This window comes from Streptomyces sp. NPDC006174 (assembly GCF_040614075.1).
Lineage (GTDB): Bacteria > Actinomycetota > Actinomycetes > Streptomycetales > Streptomycetaceae > Streptomyces.
Window position 1 is genome coordinate 341,099 of the sequence record NZ_JBEXTJ010000001.1, and the last position, 15,463, is coordinate 356,561.

At 71.5% G+C, this 15,463-nt stretch carries 13 protein-coding genes; 4 read left to right on the top strand and 9 right to left on the bottom strand.

Going from position 1 to position 15,463, the window contains the following annotated elements:
- Positions 1-32: 32 nt before the first annotated feature.
- From ABZ267_RS01585 to ABZ267_RS01595, 3 genes are all read right to left on the bottom strand, one after another.
- A complete protein-coding gene (locus ABZ267_RS01585) occupies positions 33-1,925 on the bottom strand; it encodes a SpoIIE family protein phosphatase (protein ID WP_356899700.1) in 1,893 nt (630 codons plus the stop codon).
- A 367-nt stretch (positions 1,926-2,292) separates the two neighbouring features.
- Positions 2,293-2,979: a DUF402 domain-containing protein gene (locus ABZ267_RS01590; protein ID WP_356746994.1), complete on the bottom strand. Its 687-nt coding sequence runs from the start codon at positions 2,977-2,979 to the stop codon at positions 2,293-2,295.
- 95 nt (positions 2,980-3,074) lie between these two features.
- A complete protein-coding gene (locus tag ABZ267_RS01595) occupies positions 3,075-4,490 on the bottom strand; it encodes a class II fumarate hydratase (RefSeq protein ID WP_356746992.1) in 1,416 nt (471 codons plus the stop codon).
- Positions 4,491-4,597: 107 nt separating this feature from the next.
- Here ABZ267_RS01595 and ABZ267_RS01600 point away from each other — a divergent pair, with 107 nt between their 5' ends.
- On the top strand, positions 4,598-6,157 hold the full coding sequence (locus ABZ267_RS01600; RefSeq protein WP_356746990.1) for a ricin-type beta-trefoil lectin domain protein: 1,560 nt from the start codon (positions 4,598-4,600) through the stop codon (positions 6,155-6,157).
- A gap of 50 nt (positions 6,158-6,207) precedes the next feature.
- Here the strand turns inward: ABZ267_RS01600 and ABZ267_RS01605 are convergent, their stop codons facing one another.
- Both ABZ267_RS01605 and ABZ267_RS01610 read right to left on the bottom strand, forming a co-directional pair.
- Positions 6,208-7,512 (bottom strand): M18 family aminopeptidase, encoded by a 1,305-nt coding sequence (locus ABZ267_RS01605; protein ID WP_356746988.1) that lies wholly within the window; start codon positions 7,510-7,512, stop codon positions 6,208-6,210.
- 583 nt (positions 7,513-8,095) lie between these two features.
- The gene (locus ABZ267_RS01610; protein ID WP_356746986.1) at positions 8,096-9,766 is read right to left on the bottom strand and encodes a fumarate hydratase; all 1,671 of its coding nucleotides are present in this window, start codon (positions 9,764-9,766) and stop codon (positions 8,096-8,098) included.
- A gap of 191 nt (positions 9,767-9,957) precedes the next feature.
- On the opposite strand from ABZ267_RS01610, the gene ABZ267_RS01615 reads away from it, so the two are divergent.
- Both ABZ267_RS01615 and ABZ267_RS01620 read left to right on the top strand, forming a co-directional pair.
- Positions 9,958-10,653 carry a DUF1707 domain-containing protein gene (locus tag ABZ267_RS01615; RefSeq protein ID WP_356746984.1) on the top strand — a complete coding sequence of 232 codons (696 nt, stop codon included), beginning with the start codon at positions 9,958-9,960 and terminating at the stop codon, positions 10,651-10,653.
- 165 nt (positions 10,654-10,818) lie between these two features.
- Positions 10,819-11,190 (top strand): WhiB family transcriptional regulator, encoded by a 372-nt coding sequence (locus tag ABZ267_RS01620; RefSeq protein ID WP_015611061.1) that lies wholly within the window; start codon positions 10,819-10,821, stop codon positions 11,188-11,190.
- A 57-nt stretch (positions 11,191-11,247) separates the two neighbouring features.
- Here ABZ267_RS01620 and glpX read toward each other — a convergent pair whose 3' ends face one another.
- On the bottom strand, positions 11,248-12,279 hold the full coding sequence (gene glpX, locus ABZ267_RS01625) for a class II fructose-bisphosphatase (RefSeq protein ID WP_010063347.1): 1,032 nt from the start codon (positions 12,277-12,279) through the stop codon (positions 11,248-11,250).
- A 184-nt stretch (positions 12,280-12,463) separates the two neighbouring features.
- Between glpX and ABZ267_RS01630 the strand changes: the two genes are divergently transcribed.
- On the top strand, positions 12,464-13,039 hold the full coding sequence (locus tag ABZ267_RS01630; protein ID WP_356746981.1) for a DUF4245 domain-containing protein: 576 nt from the start codon (positions 12,464-12,466) through the stop codon (positions 13,037-13,039).
- 79 nt (positions 13,040-13,118) lie between these two features.
- Here the strand turns inward: ABZ267_RS01630 and ABZ267_RS01635 are convergent, their stop codons facing one another.
- From ABZ267_RS01635 to xseA, 3 genes are all read right to left on the bottom strand, one after another.
- A complete protein-coding gene (locus ABZ267_RS01635) occupies positions 13,119-13,709 on the bottom strand; it encodes a malonic semialdehyde reductase (RefSeq protein WP_356746979.1) in 591 nt (196 codons plus the stop codon).
- A 135-nt stretch (positions 13,710-13,844) separates the two neighbouring features.
- Positions 13,845-14,096: an exodeoxyribonuclease VII small subunit gene (locus ABZ267_RS01640; protein WP_356746977.1), complete on the bottom strand. Its 252-nt coding sequence runs from the start codon at positions 14,094-14,096 to the stop codon at positions 13,845-13,847.
- Between the two features lie 10 nt (positions 14,097-14,106).
- Positions 14,107-15,351, bottom strand: coding sequence for an exodeoxyribonuclease VII large subunit (gene xseA / locus ABZ267_RS01645; protein ID WP_356746975.1), 1,245 nt, complete (start codon positions 15,349-15,351; stop codon positions 14,107-14,109).
- Positions 15,352-15,463 lie beyond the last annotated feature (112 nt).

Sequence of the window (15,463 nt, forward strand, 5' to 3'; positions counted from 1 at the left end):
GTCGGCGCCGCCCCTCTCTCACGTACGTCCGGTCAGCGCGTCGCCATCTCGAACCAGACCACCTTGCCGGTCGACAGCCGCGTCGCGCCCCACCGCCGGGCCAGCCGGTTCACCAGGAACAGCCCGCGGCCGCCCTCGTCCGTCTCGCGCGCCCGGCGCTGCCGCGGCAGCTGCGGCGAGTCGTCGCCGACCTCGCAGCGCAGGATGTCCGTCCGCAGCAGCCGCAGCGTCACCGGCCGCTCCGCGTAGCGCACCGCGTTGGTGACGACCTCGCTGACCAGCAGCTCCACCTCGTCGGACATCTCGTCCAGGCCCCACCGGCTCAGCGCCCGCCGGGCCAGCCTGCGGGCCCGGCCCGGAGCCGCGTCCTCCGGCTCCAGGTACCAGTACGCCACGTCGCTCGGCGCGATCCCGTCGAAGCGGGCGGCGAGCAGCGCGATGTCGTCGTCCCGGTCACCCGGCCCCAGCATGTCGAGCACGTCGTCGCAGAGGGCCTCCAGCGGCGGCGAGTGGTCCGGGCCGGTGAGCTGCGCGGTCGCCGCCAGGCGCTCCCGCAGCTGCTCGATGCCCGTCCACACGTCCCGCAGCCGCGACTCGACCAGCCCGTCGGTGTAGAGCAGCAGCGTGGCACCGGCCGGCGCGTCCAGCTCCACGGCCTCGAAGTCGACCCCGCCGACGCCGATCGGAGCGCCCGGCGGCACCCGCAGCACTTCGGCCCGGCCGCCCAGGTGGAGCAGGACGGGCGGCGGGTGGCCGGCGTTGGCGATGGTGATCCGGTGCGCGACCGGGTCGTACACGGCGTACAGGCAGGTCGCCATGCGGTCGCTGCCGAGCCGCTGCGCCTGCTCGTCCAGGTGGTGCAGCACCTCCTGCGGCGGCAGGTCGAGCTGCGCGAGGGTCTGGGCCGTCGTACGGAGCTGGCCCATGATCGCGGCGGAGGTCATGGAGTGGCCCATCACATCGCCGACGACCAGCGCGACCCGGCTGCCGGGCAGCGGGATCGCGTCGTACCAGTCGCCGCCGACCCGGGCCGTCTCGGCCGCCGGGAGGTAGCGCGAGGCGAGGCGTACGCCGGTGGGCTGCGGGAGCGAGTCGGGGAGCATGGTGCGCTGGAGCTCGTCGGCGATGTAGGCCTCGCGCCCGTACAGCACGGCCTTGTCGATGCCGAGCGCGGTGTGCGTCGCCAGCTGCGCGGCCACCAGCAGGTCGCTGGCCTCGAACGCGGACCGCTCGGTGGACCGTACGAAGACGGCGGCGCCGATCACCCGGCGCCGGCCACGCAGCGGGGCCAGGATCGCGCGGTGGCCGGTGGGAACGGGACGGCCGGGGCCGAGCAGCTCGGGCAGCGCGGCGCGGGCCGCCGCCGAGTCGCCGAAGACCGGACGCACGCCGCGCAGCACCTCGGCCAGCGCGCCGCCCGCCCGCACCTCGCACAGCTCGGACGCCGGCATCAGGTCGGCCGTCGGGTCGCTGAGCAGCGGCCGCAGCCGCTCGCTCTCCGGGCCCGCCTCGCCGCTCTCCTCGCCGGTGTGCCGGAGCCGGTCGGAGCGGCGCAGCCGCAGCACGAACGGGCTCACCGGCCGCTCGTCGCCGACCGGCAGCGGGTCGCGCAGGTAGACCAGGATCGCGTCGGAGAACGTCGGCACGCTCGCCCGGCAGAGACCGAGCACGATCTCGTCCAGGTCGATGCCGCGCGCGATGCGCCGGGTCGCGGCCCCGACGAAGCGCAGCCGGTCGCCCTCGCGGCGGGTGGCCGCCTGTGCCTCGGCGACGGCGGCGGGTCCGGGGTTCGGCGCGGCGGCCGGCGACGGGATCGCGGCCGCGGCGGCCGCGGCCGCCGTGTCCTGCTGCCGGGGCCGGGTGCGCTCCTGTTGCCGTGCCGCGAGAGGCTGCCGGCCTTCGTGGGAGGTGGGGTGCTCCGTCACGCGTGGGATTCCGTCCGTCCGGGCCGGTTGTATGAGGCAGTCGCCTCGTGGGGCGCCACTGTGCCCCGGCGACCGCGATGAGGACAACGGCTGTCTGCGGATGCCCCGGCACACGGGGCCGAAACCGTGCGTCCGCGAGATGGCCGGAGGACGACGTTCCGCGCGGACGCCGGTCTGGTCACGGCGAGGCGGCAGCGGGCAGCGAACACGTCTCCACCCCCTCGTGGTGGTCCTGCGACCGGGCGGCCGGTCCGGGTCCGTGGCCCGCCGTTCCGCACGACCGGTGCGATGACTTGTGGTCAGATCCGGTGTGTCCCTCGGAGAGCCGGGCCTGCCGACCGGGCTCCCGCGGGGTGTATCCAGGGTCTCACGACGGCATATGGGCAGGGGTGCGGTCCCAGTCATCCGGCAGCGGCGGAACCTGCCACCGCGGATCGGGCCGCCAGTGCTCCCAGCCGTCCCGGAACGGCGAGCCCCAGCCGGTGATCACCTCGACCGCCGCGAGGCCCGCCTCCCGGACGCCTGCGGCGGTCGCACGGTCCATCAGACCGACCTGCTGCGCCTGGGCGAACTCGTCCTCGTCGAGCCACCTCCAGCTCCGGTCCGGGTTCACGGAGATGTCGAGAAAGTGATCCTCGGAATCCACTCCTCCGGACCACCGGGTGCGCGGCTCCTCCAGGTTCACGTACCAGTTCCGGAAGAGCCAGCCCCGGTCCCAGAACAGCCAGACCGACCACGGGTCGCCGGGCCGGGCCAGCTTCAGCACGCCGGTGCCGAACCAGGTGGAGCGTGCGGTGGTGCGCGGCGCGGTGTAGCGGGTGGCGAGCGGCTCGGCGTGCACCTGCGTGCCGTTCGCCAGGACCGGTCGTACGCATTCGGTGCCGGGCGCCATCCAGACGGCGAGCAGCTCGGCGGTGTCCTGGACGACGGTCACCGGGCGGCAGATGTGCACGGGCGGGGCCCCGGGCGCCCGGTGGTCCCGGCCGTTGTCGCGGTAGCGCCAGAGGATCTGGTCCCCCGGCGCCCAGCGTGCGCACTCTCCCGTACCTGTCATGGAGGGATCTTACGGATCGTCCGCGCCCGCCCGCTGCGACTCAGGTCACCCGGGTGTGCCCACGGGCCCCGGGTGACCCTCGCGCGCCTCGTCCGTCACGGCCGTGTCATGCGCAACACGTCCAGCGCCTCGTCCAGTTGCTCCACCGTCAGATCGCCGCGCTCGACATAGCCCGATGCCAGGACGGTCTCGCGGATCGTCGTGCCGTCCTTGAGCGACTGCTTGGCGACCTTCGCCGCCTCCTCGTAACCGATGTACTTGTTGAGCGGCGTGACCACCGAAGGCGAGGACTCCGCGTAGGCGCGGGCCCGCTCCACGTTGGCGGTGATGCCGTCGACCGTGCGGTCGGCCAGCAGCCGGGAGGCGCCCGCGAGCAGCCGTACGGACTCCAGCAGGTTCTTCGCGATGACCGGAAGCATCACGTTCAGCTCGAAGTTGCCGGCCGCGCCCGCCGTGGCGACCGTGGCGTCGTTGCCGGTGACCTGGGCGGCGACCATCAGGACCGCCTCCGGGATGACCGGGTTGACCTTGCCGGGCATGATCGACGAGCCGGGCTGGAGGTCGGGCAGGTTGATCTCGGCGAGGCCGGTGCGCGGTCCGGAGGCCATCCACCGCAGGTCGTTGCAGATCTTGGTCAGCGAGACCGCGATCGTACGGAGCTGGCCCGAGGTCTCCACCAGCCCGTCCCGCGCTCCTTGCGCCTCGAAGTGGTCGCGGGCCTCGGTCAGCGGCAGTCCGGTGGCCGCCGCGACCTCCGCGATCACGGCGGCGGAGAAGCCGGGCGGCGTGTTGATGCCGGTGCCCACCGCCGTACCGCCGAGCGGGAGTTCGGCCAGGCGCGGCAGCGAGGCGCGCAGCCGCTCCACGCCGTACCGGATCTGGGCCGCGTAGCCGCCGAACTCCTGGCCGAGCGTGACCGGCGTGGCGTCCATCAGATGCGTACGGCCGGACTTGACGACCTCCGCGAACTCGGCCGATTTCCGCCCCAGCGATTCCGCCAGGTGGTCCAGCGCGGGGATCAGGTCGGCGGTGACGGCGGCGGTGGCCGCGATGTGGATGGAGGACGGGAAGACGTCGTTGGAGGACTGTGAGGCGTTGACATGGTCGTTGGGATGGACCGGGCCGCCGAGCCGCTCGGAGGCGAGCGTGGCGATGACCTCGTTGGTGTTCATGTTGGATGAGGTGCCGGAGCCCGTCTGGAAGACGTCGACCGGGAAGTGCTCGTCCCAGCGGCCCGACGCGACCTCGGCGGCCGCCTCCTGGATCGCGGCCGCGATCTCCGGATCCACCACCTCCAGCTCGGCGTTGACCTTGGCGGCCGCGCCCTTGATCCGCGCCAGCGCCTCGATGTGGGCCCGCTCCAGACGCTGTCCGGAGATCGGGAAGTTCTCCACGGCGCGCTGGGTCTGCGCACGCCACTTGGCGTGGGCGGGAACCCGCACCTCACCCATCGAGTCGTGCTCGATCCGGAACTCCGGACCGCCCTGCGCGGCTGCCGACGTGTCGACCATCGTGTTTAAACCTCCTGCAAAAGATGAGCACGTGTCTTGTTCCAGCTATTCCCAAGTCGCCTACCGGCCAGTAAATACCCCTGGTAACCACTCACCCGGGAGGCGCAATGAGGCGCACCAGGCTCAGACTTCGAGGGCTCCGCAGCCTTCGCCGGCTCCGCTGTACGGCCGCCGTCACCGCCGCGTTCGCGGTGGCCGCCACCACGTTGGCGGTCGCCGGACCGGCGGGCGCGGCCGAGTCGGGTACCGGCACCAGCACTATCGCATCGACTCCTCTCCCGCCCGCGCTGGAAACGATCCGCGCGGCCGAGGCCACCCGGCTGTACGGCAGCCCCGCCGAACGGCCGCTCGCCGAACGGAAGACCGGGCTCATCTCACTGGGCGACAGCGAGATCTCCGGCGAAGGCGTCGGCACCTACGACCCCGGCACCAACGGACCGGACAACTGGTGCCACCGCTCGCCGGAGGCCGCCATCCACCGCACGGGCATCGCGGCGGACGTCACGTACAACGTCTCCTGCTCCGGCGCCTATACCGGGAACATCAAAATCGGCGGAAACAAGCAGTACGCCGATGAACTGGTCCAGAGCGACAGCCTCGCCATCAAGGCCCGCAACACCCGGATCAAGATGGTCGTCCTGGTCGCCGGAGCCAACGACGACCTCCAGTTCGGTCCGGTCATGACCGACTGCGTGGTCCGCTACATCAGCCTCCAGGGCCCGTGCGAGCCCAAGTACGCCGGCGGCTGGCAGGCCCGCGTCGACGCGCTGGTCCCCAAGGTCGAGGCGACCGTCCGCGACCTGCGTACGGTGATGACCGACGCCGGGTACGCCGACAGCGACTACAAGCTCGTCCTGATGGGCTACCCGAGCCCGATCGGCCCGGACTTCTACGACAACCCGAACTTCCCCGGCAAGCTCATCTGCGGCGGCCTCGGCTACGACTCCGACACCGCCTGGGGCCGCAACACCGCCGTGCCCGCCTTCCAGGTGGGCATGCGCAAGGCGGCAGCCAGCACGGGCGCCGCCTACCTGGACAACTCCCGCCTCTTCCACGGCCACGAGGTGTGCAGCGAGGCACCGTGGGCGCGCGGGCTCTACATCGACCTGAGCAAGCCCGGCCTGCCGGACGAGAACTCCGTACGCCAGTCCTTCCACCCCAACGCGGCCGGCCACCGCGCCTTCGCCTCCTGCCTGACCCAGCTGTACGGCTCCGGCCTCCGCGAGGCCAGCTGCGCCGACCCGGCGAGCACCGGCAACCCGGTCCTCCAAGGGGCCGCCTGGGACGACCTGTTCCGGCCGGTGAAGAACGAGGCCACCGGCACCTGTCTGGACGTACCCGCCTCGGTGACCCGTAACGGCACCGCGATCGGCGGCTGGGACTGCCACGGCGGCCGCAACCAGAACTGGTGGTACGACACCGGTACGCAGACCCTGCGCACCGCGCTCAGCCATGACCGGTGCCTGGACGTCTCGGGCGCGAAGTACAACGCCGGCGCCACGCTCGTGGTGTGGAACTGCGCGGGCGCGGCCAACCAGAAGTTCGTCCGCCAGGCGGGCACCATCCGCCCGGCCGCCGCGACCGGGCTCTGTCTGACGCTGGCCGGGGCCAAGGACCCGCTCAAGCTCCAGACGTGTGACGGCAGCGCGAAGCAGCGCTTCGTGTAGGACGGATTCCGGTGGTGGGTGGCGGGTCCTCCGCCACCCACCGTCGGCCGTCAGCCGCCCGTCATCACCGCGCCGAGGATCGCCGCCAGATACGCCGGGTCGTCCACGCCGCACAGCTCGCGCGCCGAGTGCATCGAGAGGCCCGGCACGCCTACGTCCACCGTGGTCACGCCGAGGCGGGCCGCCGTCAGCGGGCCGATCGACGTGCCGCACGGCATCGCGTTGTTGGAGACGAACGGCTGCCACGGCGCGTCCGCACGCTCGCAGGCGGCCGTGAACATGGCGATGCCGGTGGAGTCGGTGGCGTACCGCTGGTTGACGTTCACCTTGACCGTCGGGCCGCCGTTGGGCAGCGGGCGGTGGTCGGGGTCGTGGCGCTCCGCGTAGTTCGGGTGCACGGCGTGGGCCATGTCGGCGGAGACGCAGAAGGCGCCCGACAGGGCCCGCGACCAGTCCTCGTCGCAGCCGCCGCGAGCCGCGACCGAGCGCGAGAGCACCCGCTCCAGCAGCGGGCTCTGCGCGCCGGTCTCGGAACCGCTGCCGACCTCCTCGTGGTCGAAGGCGGCCAGCACGGGCACGAAGGACGGCTCGGTGACGCCGGTCGCGGCGTCCACCAGAGCGGTCACGCCGGCGTGCACGGAGACCTGGTTGTCCAGCCGTGACGCCACCACGAATTCCCGCTCCGCGCCCAGGTATCCGGGCTGCTGGATGTCGTGCAGCATCAGGTCCCAGCCCAGCACGTCCGCCGCGTCCTCGCCGGCCGCCGCCGCGACCAGCCGCAGCAGCTCGCCCTCGCGAGGATCGCCGAGCGCCCAGATCGGCGCGATGTGGCGCTGCCGGTCCAGCGCCACGCCGTCATTGACCGTACGGTCCAGGTGGATCGCCAACTGCGGTACGCGCAGCAGCGGTTCGTCGATCTGTACGAGGCGGCTGCGCGGAGTGCCGTCCGGGCCGCCGCGCAGGGCCAGCCGGCCGGAGATGCCGAGGTCGCGGTCGAGCCAGGTGTTCAGCGGGACTCCGCCGTAGATCTCCACTCCGATCTGCCGCCAGCCCGAACTGCCGGTGTCCGGAGCCGGTTTGATCCGCAGGTTCGGTGAGTCGGTGTGCGTGCCGACGATCCGGAACGGCGTGTGCGCGGGCGCGCCTTCGGGGACGTACCACGCGATCAGCGCTCCGGCCCGGCTGACGAAGCAGCCGCCGGTCGCCCCGGTCCAGTCGTCCGTGCCGAGCAGCTCGCGGAATCCGGCCTTCTCCAGCCGCTGGGCCGCGCTCGCGACCACGTGGTACGGCGAAGGGCTTGCGGCGATGAAGGCGAGCAGGTCGTCGGTGTGGCTGCGGTGGGGGGCCGGGGTCATGCGGCGTCCGCCTTTCCGGAGTTCGGCAGTGGCTGCGCGGCGAAGGGCCGCAGGGCGCCGAGGGTGCCCGGCGGATCAGGCCGGTGGAGTCAGCCCGGTGGAGATGGTCAGGAACGTTGCACAACCCTTGGCGGCGCGCCCGGCGCGGCGCAAGCCCGGAAGGCGGCGGGCTGCGGGAAAGCGGCGGTGCGGGACCGGCCACCTGACCGGCGCGGTGGCCTGGGGGAGCGGGGTCCGGCCGGGGCGAGTTTTCCAAGGTCGTTGCGTGTGGTGTCCGTTCGGGCGAGCTGACAGCGCCCTGCCGGGATGTTCATCCGGCCTGTGCGGCTTCCGGCCGGCGTGCGGTGGAGGCCGTCGCGCCTGTTCCGGGGCCGATCGGGCCGGTGGCGTCCGCTGGTGCGAGATTGGCTTGATTTCGACGTACGAGAGTCGCCTTCACGACGGGACGCGGCTCGGGTGCCGCCCGAGTAGCGCCCGAACGAGGTCCGAGCACTGTCCGAGCGCTGTACGAACGCGGAAGAGGAGGCGCCCGTTCGGACGCCTCCTCTCTCCGTGTGCCGCGCGTGCCGTGACCGGCGGCCGGTCAGCCCAGGCCGGGACCGCGGACCGGAATGCTGGTGAACGTCGGCGCCGGCGCGGGCTCGGTGAAGAAGTCGTTGCCCTTGTCGTCCACCACGATGAACGCCGGGAAGTCCTCGACCTCGATCCGCCAGACCGCCTCCATGCCGAGCTCCTCGTACTCGACGACCTCGACCTTCTTGATGCAGTCCTGTGCGAGCCGCGCCGCCGGGCCGCCGATCGAGCCGAGGTAGAAGCCGCCGTGCGAGCCGCAGGCGTCGGTGACCTGTTTGCTGCGGTTGCCCTTCGCGAGCATCACCTTGGAGCCGCCCGCCGCCTGGAACTGCTCCACGTACGAGTCCATCCGGCCGGCCGTCGTCGGGCCGAAGGAGCCGGAGGCGTACCCCTCGGGAGTCTTCGCCGGGCCCGCGTAGTAGACCGGATGGTCCTTCAGGTACTGCGGCATCTCCTCGCCGGCGTCCAGCCGCTCCTTGATCTTGGCGTGCGCGATGTCGCGCGCCACGACCAGCGGGCCGGTCAGCGAGAGCCTGGTCTTGACCGGGTACTTGGTCAGCTCGGCCAGCACCTCGTCCATCGGCCGGTTGAGGTCGATCTCCACGACGTCCCCGCCGGCCTCGTCGAGGTGCTCGTCGGTGGTGTCCGGGAGGAAGCGCGCCGGGTCCTTCTCCAGCTTCTCCAGGAAGACACCTTCGGCGGTGATCTTCGCGGTGGCCTGGCGGTCGGCCGAGCAGGAGACGGCGATGGCGACGGGCAGCGAGGCGCCGTGGCGGGGCAGGCGGACCACGCGGACGTCGTGGCAGAAGTACTTGCCGCCGAACTGCGCGCCGATCCCGATCTTCTGCGTCAGCTCGAAGACCTTCTCCTCCAGCTCCTTGTCCCGGAAGCCGTGGCCGGTCGGCGAGCCCTCGGCGGGCAGCTCGTCCAGGTAGTGCGCGGAGGCGTACTTGGCGGTCTTCAGCGCGAACTCCGCCGACGTACCGCCGACCACGATCGCCAGGTGGTACGGCGGGCAGGCCGCGGTGCCGAGCGAGCGGATCTTCTCCTCCAGGAACTTCATCATGGAGGCATCGTTGAGGACGGCCTTCGTCTCCTGGTAGAGGAACGACTTGTTGGCCGAGCCGCCGCCCTTCGCCATGAACAGGAACTTGTACGCGCCGCCGTCGGTGGCGTACAGCTCGATCTGGGCCGGAAGGTTGGAGCCGGTGTTCTTCTCGTCCCACATGGTCAGCGGGGCCATCTGCGAGTAGCGCAGATTGAGCTCGGTGTAAGCGTCGAAGATGCCGTGCGACAGCGCCTCCTCGTCACCGCCCTCCGTCAGCACGTTCTGCCCGCGCTTGCCCATGACGATCGCGGTGCCGGTGTCCTGGCACATCGGCAGGACACCGGCGGCGGCGATGTTGGCGTTCTTCAGGAGGTCCAGCGCCACGAACTTGTCGTTGGAGGAGGCCTCCGGGTCGTCCACGATCCGCCGCAGCTGCGCCAGGTGGGCCGGGCGCAGGTAGTGCGAGATGTCGTGCATCGCCTCGGCGGCCAGCGTGCGCAGCGCCTCCGGCTCGACCTTGAGGAACGTACGGCCGTCGGCCTCGAAGGTGGAGACACCTTCGGCGGTCACCAGACGGTACGGCGTGGTGTCCTCTCCCAGCGGGAGCAGATCGGAGTACGCAAACTCTGGCATTACGGCCATTCCTCACTCGGCGACAGCGGCTGACCTCCCTTGGGCAGCGCATCAACCAGGGTAGAACGCGCCTCCTCGGCGGATCCTGTGAGGTAAGGCTCACCTGGAGGCCGGTCACCGGCTCTTCCGGGAGGCGGGCGCGCCGCTCGGAGGGGTAGTCGCGATCTATCGCGTTTGGGTAGGCTGGGGCGGTGGACCTAGAGAAGCAGCCCCAGCAGCCCGCCCGGCCGCCCGTCTCGCCCGCCGAGGCCGTGCCCGGCGACTCGATCCGCGCCTCCGACGCCGACCGCGACCGGATCGCGGACATCCTGCGCGAGGCGATGGCCGAGGGGCGTCTGACGGCGGACGAGCACGCGGAGCGGGTCGACCTCGTCTACCGGGCCAAGACCGTCGGCGAACTCCAGTCGCTGGTCCGCGATCTGCCCGCCGCCTCCTCCGGCGCCGCCACCTCGCGCCCGGAGTCGCAGTCGTACGCGTACGGTCCCGAGGTCGCCGACGGCCCGGTCGACAACCTCGTCGCGGTCTTCAGCAGCGCCACCCGCAAGGGCCGTTGGCGCGTCGGACCCCGCACCAACGCCTTCTCGCTCTTCGGCAGCGTGGAGATCGATCTGACCGAGGCGCTTTTCGGCCAACGACTCACCGTCATCAACGCGACCGCCATCTTCGGCAGCGTCGAGATCCGGGTGCCGGAGAACATCACGCTGCGCGGCAGCGGCACGGGCGTCCTCGGCGGCTTCGACATCCGCTCGCTGGAGTCGGTGGACCCGGAGGCGCCGGTCGTCGTGGTGAACGGCTATGCGGTGTTCGGCGGTGTGGAGGCCAAGCCGAAGCGCGGCAAGTTCGTCGCGGACCTCCAGAGGCGGCTGCGCAAGCACCTCGGCCACTGAACGAGGCAGGCCGGCACGCATTCGAGAATCAGCCAGAACACCTCCTGAAGCCCTTGTCGTACGCCGTGCGCCGGTGCCGCTCAGTGCATAGGCGTACACGCAACGGGTATGGACTGCTGCATCGTCTCTCGCTCGCGAAGCCGTAGCCGTCGTCAGGAGTAGACCGTGCTGCAACCGCCGCATCAGCCTCTGCAGGTCGCCGCCGTTCCTGCCCAGCGGACTCCCGCCCGGGAGGACGAGGCGGGCCCCTGGCACTCGGAGGCGGTGTGCCGCCGGGACGAAGCCGGGCTGTTCTTCGCCCCGTCGAAGGAGCCGACCGCCGCCCGACTGGCCCGGGAGGAGGCCGCCAAGCGGGTCTGTGCCCGCTGCCCGGTCATGGTGGCGTGCCGGGAGCACGCGCTGATGCAGCCGGAGCCGTACGGGGTGTGGGGCGGGCTCACCGCCGCCGAGCGCCGGGTCGCGCTGGCCCGCCGTCGCCGGCGCGACATCGAACTGACCGCCGCCGCACCGGCGGAGCGCATAGCCGCGGCGGGCTGAGACCGCGAAAGGGAGAGGGGGCGCGGTTCTCGCGCCTCCTCTCCCTCGACTCCTCCGTTACTTCGCGCGGTCGAAGTCGATGGCGCTGTAGGCGCGCAGCTTCGACAGCCGGTGCGTCGAGGAGATCGACCGGATCGTGCCGGACTTGGAGCGCATCACGATCGACTCGGTGGTCGCCGTCTCCGCGCGGTACCGCACACCGCGCATCAGCTCACCGTCGGTGATCCCCGTCGCCACGAAGAACACGTTGTCGCCGCTGACCAGGTCGTCGGTCGACAGCACCCGGTCCAGGTCGTGGCCCGCGTCCAGCGCCTTCTGCCGCTCCGCCTCGTCCTTGGGCCAGAGCTTGCCCTGGATGACGCCGCCGAGGCACTTTATGGCGCATGCCGAGATGATGCCTTCGGGCGTTCCGCCGACGCCCATCAGCAGGTCGACGCCGGTGCCCTCGCGGGCCGCCATGATCGAGCCCGCGACATCGCCGTCCGAGATGAACTTGATCCGCGCGCCGGTCTCGCGGATCTCCTTGACGATGCCCTCGTGCCGGGGCCGGTCGAGGATGACGACGGTGACGTCCTCGGGCGTGGAGTTCTTCGCCCGTGCGACGCGCCGGATGTTCACCGCCACGGGCGCGTTGATGTCGACGAAGTCCGCCGCCTCGGGCCCCGTCACCAGCTTGTCCATGTAGAAGACCGCCGACGGGTCGAACATCGCGCCGCGGTCGGCGGCCGCCAGCACGGCGATCGCGTTCGGCATGCCCTTGGCGTTGAGCGTGGTGCCGTCGATCGGGTCGACCGCGATGTCGACCTCGGCGCCGGTGCCGTCGCCGACCCGCTCGCCGTTGAACAGCATGGGGGCTTCGTCCTTCTCGCCTTCACCGATGACGACGACGCCGTTCATCGAGACGGTCGAGACGAGGGTGCGCATGGCCTTCACGGCGGCGCCGTCGGCGCCGATCTTGTCGCCGCGGCCCACCCAGCGCCCGGCGGCCATCGCGGCGGCCTCGGTGACCCGGACCAACTCCAGGGCCAGGTTGCGGTCGGGAGCCTCCGGAGAGACCTCCAGTTGGGACGGCAGATGATGCTCGGACATCGGAGCGCACCTTTCTGTACGGCGACGACCGGATATGAGGGTGCTGTGACTCTATCGGTAGGTCGATAAAATGAGCAGTGCGGGTCACGCATGAGCACCTCGGTCCGTGTCCCCGCCGCCACCCACGGTCAGCACCCGCCTCCGGCCCCACCCTGCGGCCGGGCGTACCGGGCCGCGTGCCACCATGGATGCCGTGGCAGAGAGCAAGCGAGGCAAGCAGACGGCCAGGAACATGTTCCTGTCGACCTTGGTGACCGCCGCCTGCGCGGGCGTCATCTACATCTTCGTTCCGCACGACGAGAGCCTCGACCCGGTCAAGGCCGTCGACTTCACGGTGGAACTGGCGACGGTGCGCACCGCCGCGCCGTATCCGGTCGCCGCGCCGGAGGGTCTGCCGGAGAAGTGGAAGCCGACCTCCGTCTCCTTCGACCGCGCCGCCGGCAAGGCCTGGCACCTCGGCTTCCACGACCCGGACGGCCGGTACGTCGCGGTCGAGCAGTCCACCGCCGACGCGCGCACCTACATCCCGCAGGTCAGCCAGAAGGCCAGGGACACCGGCACCACCGAGACGGTCGCGGGCCGCGCCTGGCAGGTCTGGGAGGGCGAGAAGTACGACGCGCTCGTCCTGCCCGGCAAAGGCCACACCACCGTGGTGACGGGCTCGGCGCCGAAGGAGCGGCTGGTGGAGATGGCCGAGGCGCTGAAGACGGGGCCGGTCGGCGGAGCCGTGCCGTCGCCGTCGGCCTCGCCGGTCTCCTGAGCTTTCGCAGCCGTACGTACGTGAAGGGGCCCCGGAACACCAGGTGTTCCGGGGCCCCTTCACATGGCCGCTCGGCCGCTCAGACGGTCTTGATGACCTCGTCGTAGGAGAGGCGCGGGCTGCGCGGGAACCAGGCGTCCTCGCCCGGCTTGCCGATGTTGACGACCATCAGCGGGGTGTGGTCGCCGTCCAGGAACTCCTTCTGGATACCGACGGCGTCGTAACCGGTCATCGGTCCGGCGGCCAGACCGGCGGCGCGGACACCGATGATGAAGTAGGCGGCCTGGAGCGCGGCGTTGAGGCCGGCGGCCGACTCACGGACCGGGCGCTCGGTGAAGAAGAGGTCCTTGGCCTGCGGGAAGTGCGGCAGCAGCGCCGGGAGCTCCTCGTGGAACTCGTTGTCGGCGGCCAGGATCGCGACCAGCGGAGCGGTGGCGGTCTTCGGGCGGTTGCCCTCGGCCATGTGCTGCACCAGACGCTCGCGGCCCTCGGCGGAGCGGACCAGGACGACGCGCAGCGGCGACTGGTTGAAGGCGGTCGGACCGAACTTGACCAGGTCGTAGATCGCCTGGACCTGCTCGTCGGTCACCGGCTCGTCGGTGAAGGTGTTGGCGGTGCGGGCCTCACGGAAAAGGAGGTCCTGGGCGGCGGGGTCGAGAACGAGGGACATGTGAGGGCAAACCTTCCGAAAGGGCACGGGGAAGTGACGCACTGAACCGTAACGGAGAGGTAGGTTAACTTTCAACTAAACTCGGAGGGGAGTGATCCACTCCACAACTCCGCGCGCCTCGACTCGGCCGCGTGATCAGCCGTCGGAAGCCGCAACGGACTCACCGTCCGGCCGGGCCAGCGCCGCGTCCAGCCGGGCCCGGGCGCCCTCCAGCCAGTGGCGGCAGACCTTCGCCAGCTCCTCACCACGCTCCCACAGGGCCAGCGACTCCTCCAGCGTCGTGCCGCCCGCCTCCAGCCGGCGTACGACCTCGATCAGCTCGTCCCGCGCCTGCTCGTACCCGAGCGTGCTCGTCGCGGCAGCCGCCGCCGTACCGTCGTCCGTCATGTGATCCACCCTAGATGTCGGCTGCAACGTCATCGCGGGGCCCGTCCCCGTCCACCCGCACCGTGAACTCGCCCTCCGACACCCGTGCCCGCAACGGCTCACCGGGCGCACCGGCCTCGTCGGGGGAGCGCACCACATGGCCGTCGGGCCGCTGGAGCACCGCGTAACCGCGCTCCAGCGTGGCGGCCGGCGACAGCGACACCACCCGGGCCCGGGTGTGCGCGAGCTCCGAATCGGCCCGGTCCAGCAGATGGCCCAGCACCCGGCGGCTCCGCCTAACGAGCGCGTCGACCTCCGCCGCCCGCTCGTCCACCAGCCGCTGCGGCCGCTCCATCGCGGGCCGGCCCAGCGCGTGCGCGAGCCCTCGCTCCTCGCGGTCCAGGATCCCTCGTACGGTCCGCAGCGCCCGGTCCCGGAGCTGCTGCACCCGGTCCAGCTCCTCGCCGACGTCCGGTACGACCTTCTTGGCCGCGTCCGTGGGCGTGGAGGCGCGCAGGTCGGCCACCAGGTCCAGCAGCGGTGAGTCCGGCTCGTGGCCGATCGCGGAGACCACCGGCGTACGACAGGCGGCGACGGCCCGGATCAGCCGCTCGTCGGAGAACGGCAGCAGGTCCTCCACGCTGCCGCCGCCGCGCGCCACGACGATCACGTCCACCTCGGCGAGCGCGTCCAGCTCCTCGACCGCCTGGACCACCTGACCGACCGCGTTCACGCCTTGCACGGCGGTGTTGCGGACCTCGAAGCGCACGGCGGGCCAGCGGCGGCGCGCGTTCTCCAGGACATCGCGCTCGGCGGCGGAGGCCCGTCCGCAGACCAGTCCGATGAGCTGCGGAAGGAAGGGGAGCGGCCTCTTCCGGTCCAGCGCGAAGAGTCCTTCGGCGGCGAGCGACTTCTTCAGCTGCTCCAGCCGCACCAGCAGCTCACCGATGCCGACCGGCCGTATGTCGGTGGCCCGCAGCGACAGCTGTCCGCGCGGCGCGTACCACTCGGGCTTGGCGAGCACGACGACGCGCGCACCTTCGCTCACCACGTCCGCGATCCGGTCGAACACCTGCCGGAAGCAGGTCACGCTCACCGAGATGTCATGCGCCGGGTCGCGCAGGGTCAGGAAGACGACGCCGGCACCCGGCCGCCGTGAGAGCTGGGTGATCTGTCCCTCCACCCAGATGGCACCGAGCCGGTCGATCCAGCCTCCGATCAGGCGCGACACCTCACCGACGGGCAGCGGCGCTTCCGCGGACGTGTTGAGAGCCATGCGCCCGAGCGTATCGGGACGGACTGACAGTGACGGCGATCCGGGACGGACTGACAGTGACGCCGATCCGGGACGGACTGACAGCGACGCCGATCCCTGACGGACTGACAGT